This window comes from Streptomyces sp. DSM 120436 (genome assembly GCF_055778765.1).
In genome coordinates this window covers 1,423,470-1,440,104 of record NZ_JBSKBS010000001.1, presented here as the reverse complement: position 1 = coordinate 1,440,104, position 16,635 = coordinate 1,423,470, and the positions used below count along the sequence as shown (strand labels likewise).

Annotated in this window: 14 protein-coding genes and 1 pseudogene; 4 read left to right on the top strand and 11 right to left on the bottom strand. The window is 75.7% G+C overall.

Translation table 11 applies throughout. The features are described from left to right. Positions 1 to 404 precede the first annotated feature (404 nt). Positions 405 to 1,223, top strand: coding sequence for a hypothetical protein (locus tag ACWH4W_RS06590; protein WP_473074865.1), 819 nt, complete (start codon positions 405 to 407; stop codon positions 1,221 to 1,223). 28 nt (positions 1,224 to 1,251) lie between these two features. On the opposite strand, the gene ACWH4W_RS06585 is transcribed toward ACWH4W_RS06590, so the two are convergent. From ACWH4W_RS06585 to ACWH4W_RS06575, 3 genes are all read right to left on the bottom strand, one after another. Further along, positions 1,252 to 1,527 (bottom strand): hypothetical protein, encoded by a 276-nt coding sequence (locus ACWH4W_RS06585; RefSeq protein WP_473074864.1) that lies wholly within the window; start codon positions 1,525 to 1,527, stop codon positions 1,252 to 1,254. Between the two features lie 50 nt (positions 1,528 to 1,577). After that, positions 1,578 to 2,333, bottom strand: coding sequence for a GAF and ANTAR domain-containing protein (locus ACWH4W_RS06580; protein ID WP_473077431.1), 756 nt, complete (start codon positions 2,331 to 2,333; stop codon positions 1,578 to 1,580). Positions 2,334 to 2,896: 563 nt separating this feature from the next. Beyond that, complete coding sequence (locus ACWH4W_RS06575) at positions 2,897 to 4,240, bottom strand: helix-turn-helix domain-containing protein (protein WP_473074863.1); 1,344 nt, start codon at positions 4,238 to 4,240, stop codon at positions 2,897 to 2,899. 97 nt (positions 4,241 to 4,337) lie between these two features. On the opposite strand from ACWH4W_RS06575, the gene ACWH4W_RS06570 reads away from it, so the two are divergent. After that, entirely contained in the window at positions 4,338 to 4,508 is a 171-nt protein-coding gene (locus tag ACWH4W_RS06570) for a hypothetical protein (protein WP_473074862.1), read from the top strand. Between the two features lie 122 nt (positions 4,509 to 4,630). Here the strand turns inward: ACWH4W_RS06570 and ACWH4W_RS06565 are convergent, their stop codons facing one another. The 6 genes and pseudogenes from ACWH4W_RS06565 to ACWH4W_RS06540 form a co-directional block, all read right to left on the bottom strand. Continuing rightward, positions 4,631 to 6,007 carry an extracellular solute-binding protein gene (locus ACWH4W_RS06565; RefSeq protein ID WP_473074861.1) on the bottom strand — a complete coding sequence of 459 codons (1,377 nt, stop codon included), beginning with the start codon at positions 6,005 to 6,007 and terminating at the stop codon, positions 4,631 to 4,633. Next, positions 6,007 to 7,761, bottom strand: a complete 1,755-nt coding sequence (locus tag ACWH4W_RS06560) for a vWA domain-containing protein (RefSeq protein WP_473074860.1) — start codon at positions 7,759 to 7,761, stop codon at positions 6,007 to 6,009. Before ACWH4W_RS06560 ends, ACWH4W_RS06565 begins: the two co-directional genes overlap by 1 nt. A gap of 256 nt (positions 7,762 to 8,017) precedes the next feature. Further along, positions 8,018 to 8,527: pseudogene (locus ACWH4W_RS06555) on the bottom strand (VWA domain-containing protein); the annotation flags it as partial. A gap of 91 nt (positions 8,528 to 8,618) precedes the next feature. After that, complete coding sequence (locus ACWH4W_RS06550; RefSeq protein WP_473074859.1) at positions 8,619 to 8,981, bottom strand: hypothetical protein; 363 nt, start codon at positions 8,979 to 8,981, stop codon at positions 8,619 to 8,621. Between the two features lie 9 nt (positions 8,982 to 8,990). Beyond that, positions 8,991 to 10,130 (bottom strand): hypothetical protein, encoded by a 1,140-nt coding sequence (locus ACWH4W_RS06545; RefSeq protein WP_473074858.1) that lies wholly within the window; start codon positions 10,128 to 10,130, stop codon positions 8,991 to 8,993. A 64-nt stretch (positions 10,131 to 10,194) separates the two neighbouring features. Further along, on the bottom strand, positions 10,195 to 11,406 hold the full coding sequence (locus ACWH4W_RS06540) for a PP2C family protein-serine/threonine phosphatase (protein ID WP_473074857.1): 1,212 nt from the start codon (positions 11,404 to 11,406) through the stop codon (positions 10,195 to 10,197). A 140-nt stretch (positions 11,407 to 11,546) separates the two neighbouring features. Between ACWH4W_RS06540 and ACWH4W_RS06535 the strand changes: the two genes are divergently transcribed. Next, the gene (locus tag ACWH4W_RS06535) at positions 11,547 to 11,987 is read left to right on the top strand and encodes a hypothetical protein (protein WP_473074856.1); all 441 of its coding nucleotides are present in this window, start codon (positions 11,547 to 11,549) and stop codon (positions 11,985 to 11,987) included. A 420-nt stretch (positions 11,988 to 12,407) separates the two neighbouring features. Here ACWH4W_RS06535 and snpA read toward each other — a convergent pair whose 3' ends face one another. Beyond that, positions 12,408 to 13,097, bottom strand: coding sequence for a snapalysin (gene snpA / locus ACWH4W_RS06530; RefSeq protein WP_473074855.1), 690 nt, complete (start codon positions 13,095 to 13,097; stop codon positions 12,408 to 12,410). A gap of 252 nt (positions 13,098 to 13,349) precedes the next feature. Here snpA and ACWH4W_RS06525 point away from each other — a divergent pair, with 252 nt between their 5' ends. Continuing rightward, on the top strand, positions 13,350 to 14,273 hold the full coding sequence (locus tag ACWH4W_RS06525; protein WP_473074854.1) for a LysR family transcriptional regulator: 924 nt from the start codon (positions 13,350 to 13,352) through the stop codon (positions 14,271 to 14,273). A gap of 26 nt (positions 14,274 to 14,299) precedes the next feature. Here the strand turns inward: ACWH4W_RS06525 and ACWH4W_RS06520 are convergent, their stop codons facing one another. Beyond that, entirely contained in the window at positions 14,300 to 16,372 is a 2,073-nt protein-coding gene (locus tag ACWH4W_RS06520; protein ID WP_473074853.1) for a PhoX family protein, read from the bottom strand. Positions 16,373 to 16,635: the final 263 nt, after the last annotated feature.

The following is a 16,635-nucleotide window of genomic DNA, read 5'->3' as shown; positions in this document are numbered from 1 at the left end:
GTGCGCGCACCCGCTCCTCGACGCGCCGCGTGAACTCCGCACCCGGCAGCACGCCGGGCCGCCGTCCGTCCCCGGCCTCCCGCGCGCCGGGCACCGCCCGGTACGGCACCCGCCGGACCCGGCGGATCCGGGCGCCGAGACCGCCCCCGACGGGTCCGTCGGCCTCCGCCCGCGGCCCGGGTCCGGCGGCCTGCCGGACGACGGCGCGGGCGCGTTCCTCCTGGACGCCGGCGGCGGGCGGCCGACGGGCACACCCGGTTTCCGCGCCCGGCGGGGCCGTGCCCGGTGCTCACCCGGACGGCTCGCCTCGCTGGTGGGGGGCCTGCCCCGGTGGTGCCGTGGGAGCACGTCCGCCACTCCCGCCGCGTCCGCCCCTGGACGGCCCGGCCCTCAGGAGGCATCCGATGACCCGCGCCCGCACCCTCCTCGCCTCCGCCCTCTCCGTCGCCGCCCTGCTGATCACGGCGGCCTGCGTGGCCTACGACCGGGACGTGCCGCGCGCGCTGCCCCAGGGCGTGTCCGAGCCGCCCGCCGAGACGTCGCCCTCCGCGGCCCCGTCCCCCTCGGCGTCCTCCTCCGCCGTGACCGGCACCGAGCGGTCCACGCCCGTGCTGAACGACGAGCAGCTCGAGGCGGCGCTGATCACCGCGGCGGACCTCGGCCCGCCCTGGGCGGCCGGCCAGGGGGCGGCGCTGTGGCGCGACGGCACGCTGAAGGCGACCACGGACGACGGCGACTGCCGGCGGCTGCTGGAGGTCCTGTACACGGAGGAGCCGTTCGGCGTCCCGGCGGGCCCGCGCGCCTCGGTGACCCTGGACGACACCGCCGAGGGCGTCCAGCTGCGCGAACAGGTCGGCGCGCACCGTCCGGACGACGTGGAGCGCGCGCTGGCCTGGCTGGGCACGCTGCCCGGGAAGTGCGGGAGTTTCCGGGCACGGACCGCCCGGTCCGGCACCCAGGACGTCGAGGTGACGGAGCTGCCCCTGCCGGACACCGCCGGGGACGCCCGCGCCGCGCTGCGGGTGACGCTGACCGGCGGGACGCCGGACGCCGCCCCGGCCCGGCTCACGGTGCACCTCGCGGCGGTCCGCGTCGGCGAGGACGCGGTCGTCCTCACCAACGGCGGATTCGGGGAGGTGCGGGCCGAGGTCACCCAGGCGATGGCCCAGCTCGGCGCGGACCGGCTCGCGGAGGTCGCCCGGCAGGAGCGGCTGCGGGTCTGAGGGGACCGGTCCGGGGGTCCTTCGGGGCTCAGCTCATGCCGTCGACGGCCTGCTTGGCCTCCACCAGGCTCGCGCCGGTGGACTCGCGGTACAGCTTGATCGCCTGCACCTGCTTGCCGTCGCGCGCCAGGGCGAGGATCTCGTCCTTCCTCGGGACCTCCTCCTCCAGTCCCAAGTGACCCAGGATGAGGTCGAGTTTGCGTTCCACGCGGGCGAGACGGCGCTCGGAGCGGGAGAGGTGGGTCTGGATCGAGGCCACGCCGAGGATCACGACGCTGGTGACGAAGAGGATGGCTATGTCCATGACCCGTCAGCCTAGGCCGTGGACGGGAGTCGCTCACCGGGGACGGACGGTCAGGGCGTGTCGAAACGCCGTCGGCGGGCGACGACGTCGACGGCCGCCTCCCGTACGGTGCGGCCCTGCGCGAAGGCGTCGCCGCGCAGCCGGGCCAGGGCCTCGTCGGCGCCCACGCCGAGCTGGGCCATGATCATGCCGACCGCCTGGTGCACCCGGTCATGGCCGGCGGCCAGCCCGCTGAGCCAGCCCCCGTCACCGTCCCGCGCGTCGTACGGCAGGTCCGTCAGCGCGACCGTCATCACGCCGGCCACCAGCAGCGCCACGCGCAGCTCACGCGCGGTGAGGCCGCCGGGGGAGCCGCGGTAGAGGTCGAGGGTGCCGACGCGCACGGCGGAGGAACCGAGGGGCAGCGCGTACACCGCACGCACGCCGGAGCCGAGCGCCTGCTGCACGAACACCGGCCAGCGGTCGGCGCAGTCGCCGTCCGCCAGGTCGCGGGCGAGGACCGGGACGCCGGTCCGCAGCACGTGGTGGCAGGGGCCGTCGCCGAGGGTGGCCTGCATCTGGGCGAGCCGCGCGGCGCCGGCGCCGGACGCGGCGAGCTGAAGGGGCATGCTGTCACCGCGCAGCGACACGGACGCGCCGTCCACCGGCAGCAGCTCCACGGCCACCGCGCACAGCCGCCCCGGCGCCTCCGCGGGCCCGGCCCCGCGCAGCCCCGCGGCGATGGCGCCGACCGTCCGCTGGTACTCCCCGCCACCCGCACCCCGGTCCTGCCCACCCCCCGGGACGTTCCCGGGCCGCACACCAATCACATCCCCTCACCAGCCGAAACGCGGTCTGACTACCCGGGGCGGGGCAGGCGAAACCGGTCGGCACCCGGCGGGCCGGGGTCACTCCTGGGGGCGTGGGGCGTGGGATACGGACGGGGTGCCGGGGGCGTTCGCGGGGAAGGGGTGTGCGTGCCGGGCGCGGGCGTCGGCGCGGGGGCGGGCGGCGGGTCCGGCGCGGGTCCCCTGAGCCCCCCCCCCCCCCCCCCCCGCACCGGTGGTGGCCGGCCCGGGGCGCGCCTCGGTTGCATGCGGGCACGGTCATTCGTCCGGAGGCCAGCCGCCGTTGGGGCGCACCTCTGCCCGCCGACGGGCATGCCGCCGCGGGGAGGTCGCCGCTGCCGGGGCGGGAGACCGGTCCGCCGGGGGACACGCCACCGCCCCAGGCGTGGGTCAGCCTGCCGGGAGGCGCGACGTCCGCGGTCGGGCGGGGCCTCGCGCCCACGGCGGAAAGCGCGTCCGCACCGTGCCGCCGGCCGGCCGGACCACGTGACGGCGAGGGCGGGGCCGCGCCCGTCTCAGCCCCCTGGTCCCCCACCGGTGTCTCACACCGGTGGCTGCGCCGGGGCCGGTCCCAAGGTGGTCGTACCCGGGGCCGTGCGGTGGCCGAGGCCGGTGCGGTAGGCGTCCAGCGCCGCTTCCACGCGGCCCGTGCGGCGCAGGAGGTCGCCGAGGAGGCGGCACAGGTCGGCCAGGTCGCCCGCCGCGCCCGCGCGTTCCAGCAGGCTGAGCGCGCGGACGTAGTGCTCCTCGGCCCGCTCCGTGTCCCGGGCGTCCTCGGCGATGATGCCGAGCAGCCGGTGCGCGGCCGCCGCGTGGACCGCGCCCCGCTCGGGGGAGAGCCCGCCCAGCACGTCCTTCAGCAGCTCCGCGGCTTCCGCGGAGCGCCCCCGCCGGTGCAGTACGTCCGCCAGTTCGACGGTGAGCTGACTGCTGTACAGGGTCGCGCGGGTCGCGGACAGCATGTGCAGCGCCTCCCGCATCTCCGCCTCCGCCTGCGCCAGTTCGCCGTTCTGCGCGTGTACGTACCCCCGCATCCAGTGGCAGTTGGCCAGCTCGGTGCGCAGCTGCAGCCCCCGGTACAGCTCGGCCGCCTTGGCCAGGGAGGCGTCCGCCTCCGCCAGGCGGCCCTCGGCGAGCAGGGTGCGGGCCACCGACCGGTGCATGCGCGCCACCAGCGCCGGGTCGCCGGACTGCGGGGCGAGCGCCAGCGCGAACTCCGCGGCCTGCGCGGCCCGCGCGTGCGCCCCCATGTCCATGTACGGCCCGATGACGCTGGCGTACAGCAGGAGCAGCGCGTCCGGGTCGTGCAGGCCGCCCCGGTTCAGCTCGTCGATGGTGGTCTCCAGCAGGTACACCGCGTACCGCAGCTCCCCCGCGAGGTAGTGCGCGACGGCCCGGCCGCGCAGCGCCGGCACCCGCGCGGGCAGCGGCGCGTCCGCGAGCCGCGCCTCCGCTTCCTCGAAGTACCGCTGTCCGTCGGCGAGTTCGCCGGTGTCCAGCGCGCACTCCCCGAGTCCGAGCAGTGCGGCGGCCTGCTCCTCGGGCAGCTCCTGCGCCTCCGCCTCGGCCAGCAGCGCCGTGTACTGCTCCACCGCCGACTCCGCCTCGCCGGCGGCGAGCGCGCGCTGCGCCTCGGTCAGCCGCAGCCGCAGTTCGGTCACCCGGCGCGCGGAACGCCCGGTCGCCAGTTCGTCGAACTCGACCCCGAGCCGCTCGGCGAGGTGCCGCAGCGCGTCGTCGGAGGGGCGCACCCGGCCGGCCTCCAGGGTGGAGACGTAGGCGGGGGTGTACACCGGTTCCGCCAGCTGTCTCTGGGTCAGCCCGCGCGCCACGCGCAGTCGCTGCACCCGGCGTCCGATCGTGCCCGGCTCGTCCCGCTCCCCCATGCCAACTCCCTCAGTGCCCCTTGCCGTTCGCGTCGGACAGCCCCTAGGTTAAACCGTGAATTAAACCCGCTTAACCCGTCGCTGTTGCGAGGTCGCCGTGCTGGAACGCACCCGCTCCACCGAGCGTTACGCCCGAGGACTCGTCGCGGCTCTCACCGCGGTCGCGGCGCTTCTCCTGGCGGCGAACGCGGGTCCGGCCGGGACCGTCGGCCCGGACGCCGACCGCGGGACCACCGCGCCGGTGGAGGTGGAGGCTGCGGAGCGGTAGGACGGCGGAGCGGCAGGACGGCGGAGCGGCAGGACGGCGGAGCGGCAGGACGGCGGAGCGGCAGGGCGGGGGCCCTCGGACGGGACGGCCCTCAGCGGAGCGGCCCCCGGCCGGGACGGTCCTCAGCCGGGCAGGGCGTCGCGCAGCGCCTCGTCCAGCCGCCGGGCCAGTTCCTCGTCGCCGATCGTGGCTCCGTCCACGAGCGGGCCGAGCTGCGTGATGAAGGTCTGGGTGAGCGCGCCGTAGAGCGGGGTCCTCGGGCGGTGCACGGCCTCTTTCAGCGCCCGCAGGGTCGTGTCCGCGTGAGCGGGGCGGCCCCCGCCGTCCCGCGGCACCTGGTCCGCGCCCTCCCCCGTCGGGGACGGCGAGGGCGCGGCGGCCACGCCCTCGGGACAGCGCACCACGTCCCGGTAGGCCGAGTCGCGGGCCGCCGCGAACCCGGCCTCCAGCAGGCAGCGCGCACTCTCCCGCCCCGTGAGGTACCGGATCAGCTCGGTCGCCTTCCGCGCCCGCTGCGACGCCTTGGTCACCGCCAGGTTCTGCCCGCCGAGAACCGCCCGCCCGGGCAGCTTCGCCACGCCGACCCGGTCCCCGAACACCCGGTACAGCGTGGGGTAGGCGGAGGGCCAGGCACGCAGGAAGGCCGTGCGCCCCTCGACGAAGTCGCCGGTCGCGCCCGCCTCGTCGGAGACCGCCGCGTCCTGGAGGGTGTACGCCGGCTCGATGCGGCGGCGCAGTTCCGCCACGCCCTCGGTGAGCTGCTCCACGTCGCCCGTGTAGCGGCCCTTCCCGTCCACCAGCGCCAGGCCGGGCACCGCCGACGCGAACGCCTCCACCGCGTTGACGGTGCGGCCCTCGTACGCGGCGAGCTGGGTGGTCCAGCCCTTGGCGAAGGCGCCGGCGGGGAGCTTCGTGTGCAGGGTCTCGACGTGCCCGCGCAGCTGGTCCCAGGTGAACCCCTCCGGGACGAACGGCTCCTCGACACCCGCCCGCCGCAGGAGGTCGCGCCGGTAGTAGAGCAGGCCGACGTCGCTGTTGAACGGCGCCGCGTAGACCTTCCCGTCCCAGCGGGCCGTCTCGGCGACCGGACCGATCACGTCCTCGTCCACGATGTCGTCCGGCAGCGCCCGCACCAGCCCGGCCTCGGCGAACTCCGGCACCCAGGTGACGTCCAGGTTCACCACGTCGTACTCGGCGCTGCGGGACTGCAGGGCGCCGAGCAACTGGCTGCGCTGCTCGTCGGCGCTGCCCGCGAGCTCCACCAGCCGGGCCCGGTACTGCGAACCCGCCTGCCGCTCACGCCGGTTCCACGCGTCGATGAGCTGCTGGCGCACGCCGTTGCTGCCGGTGACGTCCCGGCCGCTGGCGACCACGATCGTGCCGGGCACGTCCTCGGCGGCGGTCGCGTCGGACGCCTCCGTCCCGCCCCCGCCCCCGCCGCCGGTGCAGGCGGCGAGCGACAGCAGCAGCGCCGCCAGTACGGCGAGCCGTCGACGCATCAGCCCTCCCCCGTTCCGGTGCGTGCGATCTCGTCGTGCAGGGCCGCGCCCAGGTCGTCCCCCGCGTCCAGGCACCGCCCGCCGCTCGCGTCGGCGATGCGGCGGTCCGGCCGGCCCGGGTCGCAGCCGCCGCTGCCCAGGACGGCCACGGTCACCGGAACGCCGCTCGCCCCGGCCCGGTCGAGCACCTCGGTCAGCCGGCCGCCGCTCAGCGTCTCGCCGTGCTCGCCGTCGGTGATGTGCACGATCATCTGCGGCCGTCCGTCGCCGCCCCGCCGGTCCATCGCGTCGAACGCCGAGAGCAGCGCCGCGTGCGGGTCGGCCGTGGCGTCCCGCACCCGCGCCCGCTCGTCGACGGCGCGCTGGGCGTCGGTCCGCCGGTGGGCGGCGATGCCCAGCAGCGTCTCGTAGGGGCCGTCGCCGGTGTCCGCCACCGCCCAGACGCCGTACTCGTCCTCGGCGCCCAGCCCGCCCAGCGACTGCCGCAGCAGACCGGGGCCGCCGCTCGGGCCCTGCCAGAGGTCGGCCATGGAACCGGAACTGTCCAGCAGGAACAGCACCCGGCCCGGTCCGCCGTACGCCTGGTAGGCGCGCAGCGCCCGCTCCATCGCGTCCCGTCCGGCCGACTCGTCGAGCGGACTGGGCGCGTGCAGCACGCCGTCGGCGACGGGCTCCCCGTCCGGCAGCTCCCGGGTGTAGGCGGAACGGAAGCCGTGGTCGGCGAACACCGCACGGCCGTCGTCGCCCGTCAGCCAGTCGCGGAAGGCGCTCGCCGCCGCGTCCCGCTCCGTCCCGTCGCGGTCGCCGCCGTTCCAGCGCACCCGCACGAACACCGGCTCCACCCCGGGCACGTCCTGCGGGTACTGGGCCATCCGCGGACTGCGGGTGGTGCTGTCGCAGTCGACGCCGCTGCGCATCAGGAACTCCGGGACGAGGGCGGCGGTGCGGTCGTCCACGGCGTCGTCGTCGGGCAGCGCGCACAGCAGGTCGCCGGCCGTGGGGGAGGGCGAGCCGGACTGCTCGACCAGGCCCTCCCCGCGGGCGGCGGCGCTCGCGTCGGCGCCGTACAGGCCGACGGTGGCGAGCAGTCCGGAGTCGGTGAACTCGGGGTCGGGTCGGCGCACTTCCGCGTCCCCGGCGCGATCGGTCAGGTCCTGGATCATCTCGGTCAGGTCCAGCCCGGTGCGCTCGTCATAGGCCTCGGCGGCGATCTGCTGCGGCACGGCCAGCACGATGGGGGAGTAGGCGAGCGGCGGCTCCCTCGGTTCCAGGACCGCGACGGCGTCCGTGTCCTGCTCGTCCAGCACCCGGTCGACGTCGGCGCGGGAGGCGGGGATCCACACGTCCGGCTGCGGGCCGAGGTCCCGCTGCGGGTCGACGTCGTCGTCCCGCGGCTCCTGCCAGTCGCCGGTGTGCCGTCGCAGCGCGCCGACCACGTCGGAGGAACCGGCGCTGTAGACGGTGACGCCGGTGCGGCGGCAGCCGGCACCGGTGGTGTTCTCCTCCGAGCCGAGATAGGCGTCGGCGGCGGCGCGTACGGGCCGTTCCAGGTCCGGGTCGGTCAGCACCCTCAGTTCGAGCGGCGGGGCGCAGTGGGCGCCGTCGCCGGCCGGACCCAGCGTGCAGTACAGGCCCAGGCCGAGCAGACCGAGGGCGAGCAGCACGGTCAGGGCGAGCCACCACCGCTTCAGCGCGCTCAGGGCGGACAGCCACCGCTTCAGCACGGCCAGGACGGACCGCCACCCCTTCAGCACGGCCGGCCACCACGGCGGACGGGGGCCCGGGTCCGGGCCCGGCGGGCCGGGGTCCGAGGCGCCACCCGGCCCGCCCGGTAAGCCCGGCCCCGGGAGCGGGACCTGCGGACCGTCGTCCTTCCCCAGCGGGACGTCGACGCCCGCTTCGACGCGCAGTCTGCGGCTCCCAGGGGTCTCCGCGCTCGGTGCGAAGGCCCCGCGCGGCCATCCGCTCCCGCAGCCGGGCGGCGAGCTCCGAGACGGTCGTCCCGCCCCCCTCCCCCAGCACCGCCGCCAGTTCCTCCGTGAACGGCGTGGGCGTCTTGGGGTCGCCCGCGTCGATCCGGTGGTTCGCCTGCACGCTCATCAGCACCGCGACGCGCCGCTTGTCCCCGAAGAGCTCCCACACCCGGGCCGCGTTGCCCGCGAAGCAGCAGTCCAGGACCACCACGATCCGGCGCGCCGCGCTGGTGGCCAGGACCGTCACCATCAGGTCGCTGAACTTCTCGGCCCCGGAGAAGACCGTGTGCTCACCGGCGATCACCCGGGCGTCCCGCATCTGCAGGTACAGCTCGTCGCCCCCGCTGGGGATCGCCCCGTGCCCCGCGAAGTAGACCAGCAGCAGCCCGCGGGCCTCCTTGGCGGCCCGCTGCAGCACCCGCGCCGTGTCGGCGAGGTACGGCGACGGCAGCGTCCTGATCTCCTGCTCCGCGAACACCCGCCCGCGCACCAGCGCCTCGCGCAGCGTGGTCAGGTTGTGCCGGACCGCCGGCAGGTCGCCCGGCACCCCGTGCGGCGGCTTCGTGAAGTCGTACTCGGACACACCGATCAGCAGCGCCCGGTCCCTCGGCTCCCCCGCGTCCTGAGGCTGCACCGGTCTACCCGTCGTCGCGGTTCACCGGTTCGACGCTGTCCTGCGGCGGATCGCCGTGCCCGACCTGGCGGCGGTTGTCGCGCCAGGCCTTCACACCCCGCTTGACCTGCTCCAGCAGCTCCTGGAACACCACGGTGGCGCCCGCCGACGTGACGGCGATGATGATCTCCTGGCTCGTCCCCATCGGGGTGCCGCCGTGCTCGGTGGCGGGTCTCACGAGGATCCGCACCTTCCCGTCCCGCGCCAGGTCGTCCAGCGGTTTCTCCCGCTCCAGCCAGTTGCGCAGGGCGGTGATGTCCCCCTCCGTCGCGCTCCGGTCGAGCCGTATGCAGATGTCCTGGTCGGCCACTCCGTCCCCCTTAGCCATAACTCACCATCATGGCACCGCGGCTGCTCCCTGGGGAGGGTCCGTACGCAGATGTCCGGCGGGCATCGCCGCGCGCCCCTGCACCTCCCGGAGCCGGCGCCGCACATGCTCCACGGCCCCCTCCCGGCGCCCCGGCACCCGGCTCCTCAACTCCACCAGCTCCAACCCCAGTTCACGGACCCGCACCGGGTCGTCGATCCGGCCCCACTGGTGGTGGGCGCGGTCCACGGCCGCCTCGACGGCGGGCGCGCCGGCCGGCTGCCCGGCGGCCAGCCGGGTGCCCGCCAGCGCCATCCACGCGCGGCAGCTGCGCACCGCGTCGCCCGCCAGCATCGCCAGGTCCGCGCGGACCTCCGTCCAGTGCAGCGCCTCCTCGGACACCGGCCCGTGCGCCAGCCCCGCCGCCTGCTCCAGCCGCGCGGCCAGCGCGTCCGCCTCCGCGTGCCGCCCCGCCCGCACGGCCGCCGTGACCGCCGCGTGCGGGTCGCCCGGCAGCGGCCCGTGCTGCGCCAGCACCAGGTCGGCGCCCGCGCTCTCCGGCGCGATCCGGGCCAGCGTCCGCTGGTGCAGCTCCTCGTCCGGCAGCCGCCGCCCGCTGCGCAGCAGCGTCGCCAGCGCCTTCATGTACGCCGGCGCCGCCACCCGGCGCCGCGACGGCGGCGGTGCGACGCGACCGTAGACGGCGGCGTCCCGCCCGCAGTCCAGCGAGAACGGCCGGCCCGGCGCCGGCGGCGCGCACAGCGCCTGCCAGGCGTCCGGGTCGGCGTGCAGATCGAGGAACAGGGTCGTCGCGCCGGCCGGGCGCAGCCGCAGCTCGTCCCGGAACCAGTGCCAGGGCAGTGCCGTGTAGCGCACGGTCGCCGGGGTGGTGCGGGCCAGCGCCAGGTGCGGCAGCCGCTGCCTGCGGTCCAGCCGCAGCTCTCCCGCCACGTACACGGTCAGCGGGCCGGGCGCGGCGGCCGCCGCCCGCAGCCGGGTCAGCACCGCCTGCGGCTCCAGCGGGTCGGCCAGCTCCACGACGTTCGCGGTGTCCGCGCCGGACAGCACCGCGGGGGGCACCGCCGCGAGCACGGGGAGCACGGACGCCGCGTCCACCAGCCGTCCACGGCCCAGCGGCGACACCGCCAGCAGCAGCACGGTCCCGGGCATGGTCCCCTCCCCCTGTCGATCGCCCACGGCAGCACCGTAACGGCTGTGGTCGCACACGGGGGCGTCACCGCGGTGAACGTCCCCCTTCGCGGCGTTCGGCCCCCGCGCCCCGGGCGCGCCGCACCGCGAACGCGGTGGTGTCGTCCGCCAGCCGCCCCCGGCAGTGCCGCAGCGTCCGGTCCCGTACGACGTTCACCAGCCGGGCGGGGGCCGTCAGCCGCGGGTCGGCGGCCACGGCCCGGCCCACCTCCTCCGCGACCTTGAAGAAGCGGCCGTCCCGGTCCCGCGCCTCCGTCACCCCGTCGGTCACCACCAGCAGCGTCTCGTCGGCGTCCAGACGCACCCGGCGCACCGCGGGAGGGCCGGGCGCGAGGTCGCGGTAGCCGAGCGGCAGCCCCCCGGCCGCCGTCAGGTGCCGCACCCCCGACGGGCCCACCGCCAGCGGGGGTTCGTGACCGAAGACGACGGCGTCGACGACGCCGTCCTCGTCCGCGGGGAACCCGATCAGCACGGCCGTGGCGAACCGGTCGCCCTCCGTCCGGCCGAGGGCGGCGGTGTAGGCGCGGTGCCGCGCCATCCGCGCCTCCAGCCGGTCGGCGACCGTCGCCAGGTCCGCCTCGTGGAAGCCCGCCTCGCGGAACGTGCCGAGCAGCACCGCCGCCGTCTCCACCGCGCCCAGCCCCTTGCCCTGCACGTCCCCGACCAGCACGCGGGTGCCGTGCGGGCCGGGCTGGATGTCGTAGAAGTCGCCGCCGACCCGGGCCTGGGCGTCGGCGGTGAGGTACACCCCGGCGTGCTCCAGGCCGCCCCAGCCGGGCGGCAGCGGCCGCAGCACCGTACGGCGCACGGTGTCCGTCACGTCCCGCATGTGCAGCGCGCGGCGCTCGCCGCGCACCCGCACCACGCACGCCAGCGTGGCGAGGACGCCGCCGAGGGCGACCAGGATGAAGTCGGGCAGCCCCGCCTGGAACTGGTGCGGCCAGGCGCTGTCGACCAGGGTGTACGTGCCCATGGCCAGCACCGCGAACACCGCCGTGCCCCACACCCCGCACAGCGCGGCGGCGATGCCCGGCACCAGCACGATCCAGGAGATGATCCGGAACTCGCCGGTGGTGTTGTAGTCGGCCACCGCGATCGCGACGAGCAGCAGCAGCGGCGGCGCCCAGGCGACGCTGCGGCCGCGTACGCGCAGCAGCTGCTGCCGCTCCACGACGTCGCCCGGGCCGGCCGTCGGGTACGGCTCGGGCCGGGCGTGTCCTGTGGTGGCCGGACTCACGGCCCCAGCGAAACACGCGGCCGGGGCGCCCGCATCCCCTCCCCTCCGGCCGCACCCGGGCGGACCCGGGCGGCCGAGTTGCCGCCCGGGCGCGGCAGGTGTGCCCTGAAGGGACGGGGGACGCAGGAAGGAGTGCTCCCATGACGCATGCGGCGCCCCGGTCCCGGGGCATGATCGAGCAGAGCCGCACCACCGACGTCTTCGACGCCCGCACCCACCGCGTGGCCCGGGTGGTCCTGCCCGTCCTCGCGGGGATCATCTACGGCTACTGGGCGGCGGCGAACCGTCGCTACGGCGGTCCCATCACCGGCACGAACCTGCTGCTCGGCATCCTCACCGGGCTGGTCTTCACCGGGGTCCTCATCGCGCTGCTCACCCTGGCACCGAGACTCCGCCGCGAACTCCACGCGCTGGCCTGGGCCGCCTTCGCCGGCTGCGCGGCCGGATTCCTGTACAGCCAGTCCAACCCCAGCATCTACCGCTCGGTGGGGCTGGGCGTGGGCGTCATGGTCGGCACCTTCGTGATCCTGTTCTACCGCTACTACACCAAGGAGGACGCGGAGGGACACCGCCTGGAGTGAGACCGGCGGGGCTTCTCCGGCGGACACCCGCGGGCGTGGGCCAGGCTCCGGGCGCCGGGCCCGCCCGGAGGCTCCTCTCCGCCCGTTCGGAGGACCACCGCTCGCGTCGGCGGGGGCGGGCGGCTCGCCCGGAGGAGTGGGTTCCCGGAGCGGTTCTCGTCAGGCGCGGGCGCGGGCGCGGGCGCGGGACGTCGTCGGCGCGGTGTGCGGCGCCGTCGCGGTGTGCGGCGCCGTCGCGGTGTGCGGCGCCGTCGCGGTGTGCGGCGCCGTCGCGTGTCTGCTCGTGCCGTGCGGCGTACTGGCCGGGTGGGTGACCGCGAACCGCGCCCGCTTCCTCGGCCCCGGCCACCACCCGCGCACGGACGGCGGTGCGGGCCGCCCCGCGAGGGGACGGCCCGCACCGGACGGGGCACGCGGGGGTCAGCGTCCGGACTTCTCCAGCGCCTTCTCCGCCTGGTCGAGCGCGGCGGCGAAGCCGCTCGACCACAACTGGTTCACCCGCGCCCGCTCCGCGGCGTTCGGGTAGGCGTTGGTGCAGGACGGGCCGGGGCCGCCGCCGGACATCAGCTCGCTGCACGGACCGGAGTAGCGGTCCGGCAGGCCCAGCACGTGACCGGTCTCGTGCGCGGTCACCCGCGTCGAGTTGTAGGTCCGGTTCTGGGCGTAGTCGAGGAAGATGTAGCCGTGGCCGCGGCCGTCCGTGGAGGCGTACGAGCCGCGCCGGTCGTTGCCCTCGCGGTACGAGAAGTCGGCGCCCGAGGTGCCCGCCTGGAGTCTCACGTTGGAGACCGAGCTGTTCCAGATCTGGGTGCTGCGGGCTATCTGTGTGGCGAACGTGGGCGCCTGGGAGGCGTTGTAGACGATGGTGACGGCGGCGGCGCCGGTGGGATCGGCGGCCCGCTTCTCGGCCACGGACTCCAGCACGGCCCGGAAGAACGCGCGGTTGGCCGCGGCCTCCTCGGACGAACCCGCGTACGCGGCGGACGCGGAGGACGTGTCGGCGGGGGCGAGGGGGGCTTCGGCGGCGCCGGCGGGGGCGGCGCCCAGACCGAGCGCGGTCAGGCTCAGACCGGCCGCGGACAGCACGGACAGGGGCATGCGCAGGCGCATGGACGACTCCTTCGGTGGGGGGTGAGTCACATGTCACCGGTGAGTGTCCGCGCCTGTGCGGCGGCTGTGATGATGGCAACCGGCGATAGGACCGGGCTATCGGCGCCCCCCGCCCGCGGGCCGCCCGCGTCCCCGCCCGCGGGCCGTCCGCGTCCCCGCCCCTTCCCGATGCCGAAGACGTCCGACTACGCCTGGAGGGACGGCATTTGGACGTCTGGTGAAACCTGAACTTCCCGCTTACCCTCCCAGGACATGGAGCTTGAGGTCCGGCACCTCAGGGCGTTGTGCGCGATCGCCGACACGGGCAGTCTGCACCGGGCCGCACGCCATCTCGGCGTGGCCCAGCCCTCGTTGAGCACGCAGTTGCGGCGCATCGAACAGGAGCTGGGCGGCGCCCTGTTCGTCCGCGCCCGCACCGGCTGCCGTCCCACCCCCCTGGGCCGGCTGGTCCTCAGCCGCGCCCGCCCGCTCGTCACCGAGCTGCGCTCCCTGGTCACCGAGGCCCGCGCCGCCGCCGTCGGCGGCCGTCAGCTGCGCATCGGCTCCACCGCCAGCCGCGCGCTGGCCGGCTGGCTGCGCCGCCTGCGCCGGCACTGGCAGGAACCCACCCTGCACATGGACGTCTCCGCCAACGCCCTGCTGCGCATGGTCGCCGACGGCCAGCTCGACGTCGCGTTCGTGCACGAGGTCGAGGGCTGCCCGCTGCACGTCCCGGACGGCCTGCGCACCCGCGTCCTCATCGCCCGCGAACCGCAGTTCGTCTCCCTGCCCGCCGACCACCCGGCCGCCGCCCGCCCGGTCGTCCGCCTCTCCGACCTGGCCCACGACCGCTGGATGATCGACCCGGCGGTCGACGGCGAGTGGGACGCCGTGCGGCGGATGCTGCGCGAGGCCGGCATCGACCCGCCCGTGCTGCACGGCGACTACCACACGGCCGCGTCCCTGGTCGCGATCGGCGAGGTCGTCACCGTCTGCCAGCCGACCTCGCCCTCCCGCCCCGAGGCGGCGGTCCGCCGCATCGCCGGCGACCCGCTGGGCGTACGGCTGCTGCTGGCGGCGCGCACGGACACGGAGCTGGAGGGCGTGTACCCGCACCTGGCGGACGCCTACCAGGAGGTGGCCCGGCAGGCCCCGGCGTACCGGGAGTGGCTGGAGGAGCTGGTGCCGGGGGCCTGACCCCCGGCACCGGCTCCGGCCCGGCGTCAGACGCCGATGTCCCGCCCGTCCTCGCGCCACACCGCGACGACCGCAGGGCGGACGTACGTGCCGGGCCCGTCGGGCCAGGTGCTGGCGGGCCGCTCCACGGTCGCCCCGTTCACCTCGCCCGGGTGCTGCACGGCGACCAGCACACGCCGGTCCTGGATGACCGGGCCGCAGGTCTCCGCGCCCGTCGGCACGGTCAGGAACTGCTTCAGCTCACCGCGCCGCTCCCCGCGCGTGGCGACGCCGAAGAGGCCGTCGTGGGAGCCGAGGGCGCTGCCGTCGGTGGAGATCCACAGGTTGCCGTGCGCGTCGAAGGCGACGTTGTCCGGGCAGGAGATCGGGCTGACGGCGTCCTTGGGGAAGCCGGCGAAGTACGTCGCCGGGTCCTCCGGGTCGCCCGCGACGAGGAACAGCGACCAGGCGAACCTCGTGCTCTCCGGCCGGTTCCACCGCTCGGTGAGCTCCAGGACGTGGCCGTGCTTGTTGGCGTGCCGCGGGTTCGCCTCGTCCGCCTTCGGGTGGGAGCCGACGCCGCGGTTGGAGTTGTTGGTGAGCGCGAGGTACACCTTGCCGGTGACCGGGTTGGGCTCGATGTCCTCGGGACGGTCCATCTTCGTCGCGCCGACCTTGTCGCCGGCGAGACGCGTGAAGACGAAGACCTCCTCGGCGGTCATGCCCTCCACGTGCGAGACGGCGCCGCGCGCGGTCGCGGTGGCCAGCGGGATCCACTCGCCGCTGCCGTCGAACTCCCCGTCCCTCGGCAGCTTCCCCGTGCCGTCGATCTCGAAGGCGGGCGAGTCACCGGTGAGCTTGGCGACGTAGAGCGTGCCCTCGTCGAGCAGCGAGAGGTTGTGCTCGCGGGCCGCGCGGCTGTTGCCGTGCCGCATCCGCTTGCTGCCGACGAACTTGTAGAAGTAGTCGAACCGCTCGTCGTCGCCGGAGTAGACGACCGGCCGCCCGTCGTGCGTCAGCCGCACGGTCGCACCCTCGTGCTTGAACCGGCCGAGCGCGGTGTGCTTGCGCGGGACGGAGTCGGGGTCGTACGGGTCGAGCTCGACGACGTAGCCGAAGCGGTGCGCCTCGTTCGGCTCCTGGGAGAGGTCGAACCGCTTGTCGAACCTCTCCCACTTGCGCTCGGTCGCACCGGCGCCGATCCCGTACCGCTTGTCCGTGGCGCTGCTGCCGTGGGCGAAGTACTGGTTGAAGTTCTCCTCGCCGTGCAGCGTCGTGCCCCACGGGGTGGTGCCGCCGGCGCAGTTGTTGAGGGTGCCGAGCACGCGGGTGCCGCTCGGGTCGGCGGAGGTCTTCACCAGGTCGGAGCCGGCGACGGGACCGGTGAGCCGGAACTCGGAGGTGGCGGTCAGCCGCCGGTTGAGGTGGTGCCGCCCCACGGCCGTGAGCCTGCCGCTCCTGCGGTCCTCGTCCACGGCGACGACGGCGAGACCGTGCGCGGCCCAGGCGATCTCCACCTGCTCGCGCGTCGGGTTCTCCGGGTCGTAGTCCCGGAACATGAGGATCTCGTCGGTGTACTCGTGGTTGGCGACCAGCAGCTGCCGGTTCCGCTCGCCCTTCAGGGGCAGCAGCGCGAGGAAGTCGCAGTTGTACCCGAACTGCCCGGCCTGCGCCTTCGCGCTCTGCCGCTCCGGATCGAAGGCGGGCGCGCCGCGCAGGATGGGCTCGCCCCAGCGGATGACGACGTTCTGCCGGTAGCCCTCCGGCACGGTGACGGCGTCACGGGTGTTGGGCGGGACGGGCGTGAACCTGAGGCCCCGGGCGCCCCTGTGCGTGTGAGGTTTACGGCCCTTGGCGACCGGGGCCGCCTGCGCCTCGGGAGCGGCGGCGACACCCACCGCGCCGGCACCGGCCGCGGCGACGGTCACGACGGCGGCGGCCCGCATCATCGAACGGCGGCTGAGGGCGCCGGCGACGACGTCACCGACGTACTCGTTGTCGCTGGTGTTGGGCACCTCGTGGAAGCAGGCGTCACCACACCGGAAACGACAGGTCAGGGCGGACCGGCCGCCGGGGTGCGCACCGGACGGCGTTCCGATCAACGGCAGCAGCTTTCGCACGTGTTCTCTCCTTGGCGTGCCCGTGGTGTCAGCGTGACCGTAGGAGCACACGGGTGCGACGACCGGGCGCGGGAGTGAACGACGGGTGAAGCCGGGGCGGCATCAAGGGCGTGCGCCGGAGCGGACGGCGACCTCACACCGGCCGGATCGCACCCTTGACAGAGACGATCCCCTACACCCCACCCTGCCCAAGATCGCCCCCGAGGGCCGCTAACCTTACGTGTCCGTCCTGGCCAGGGTTTGACGGGCACCAACTCACGCGA

What these genes read in the sequence shown, in the direction of transcription:
- ACWH4W_RS06590 (WP_473074865.1), top strand. Translation starts at nt 405, where the DNA reads ATGACCCGCGCCCGCACCCTCCTCGCCTCCGCCCTCTCCGTCGCCGCC.
- ACWH4W_RS06585 (WP_473074864.1), bottom strand. Translation starts at nt 1,527, where the DNA reads ATGGACATAGCCATCCTCTTCGTCACCAGCGTCGTGATCCTCGGCGTG.
- ACWH4W_RS06575 (WP_473074863.1), bottom strand. Translation starts at nt 4,240, where the DNA reads ATGGGGGAGCGGGACGAGCCGGGCACGATCGGACGCCGGGTGCAGCGA.
- ACWH4W_RS06565 (WP_473074861.1), bottom strand. Translation starts at nt 6,007, where the DNA reads ATGCGTCGACGGCTCGCCGTACTGGCGGCGCTGCTGCTGTCGCTCGCC.
- ACWH4W_RS06550 (WP_473074859.1), bottom strand. Translation starts at nt 8,981, where the DNA reads ATGGCTAAGGGGGACGGAGTGGCCGACCAGGACATCTGCATACGGCTC.
- ACWH4W_RS06545 (WP_473074858.1), bottom strand. Translation starts at nt 10,130, where the DNA reads ATGCCCGGGACCGTGCTGCTGCTGGCGGTGTCGCCGCTGGGCCGTGGA.
- ACWH4W_RS06535 (WP_473074856.1), top strand. Translation starts at nt 11,547, where the DNA reads ATGACGCATGCGGCGCCCCGGTCCCGGGGCATGATCGAGCAGAGCCGC.
- snpA (WP_473074855.1), bottom strand. Translation starts at nt 13,097, where the DNA reads ATGCGCCTGCGCATGCCCCTGTCCGTGCTGTCCGCGGCCGGTCTGAGC.
- ACWH4W_RS06525 (WP_473074854.1), top strand. Translation starts at nt 13,350, where the DNA reads ATGGAGCTTGAGGTCCGGCACCTCAGGGCGTTGTGCGCGATCGCCGAC.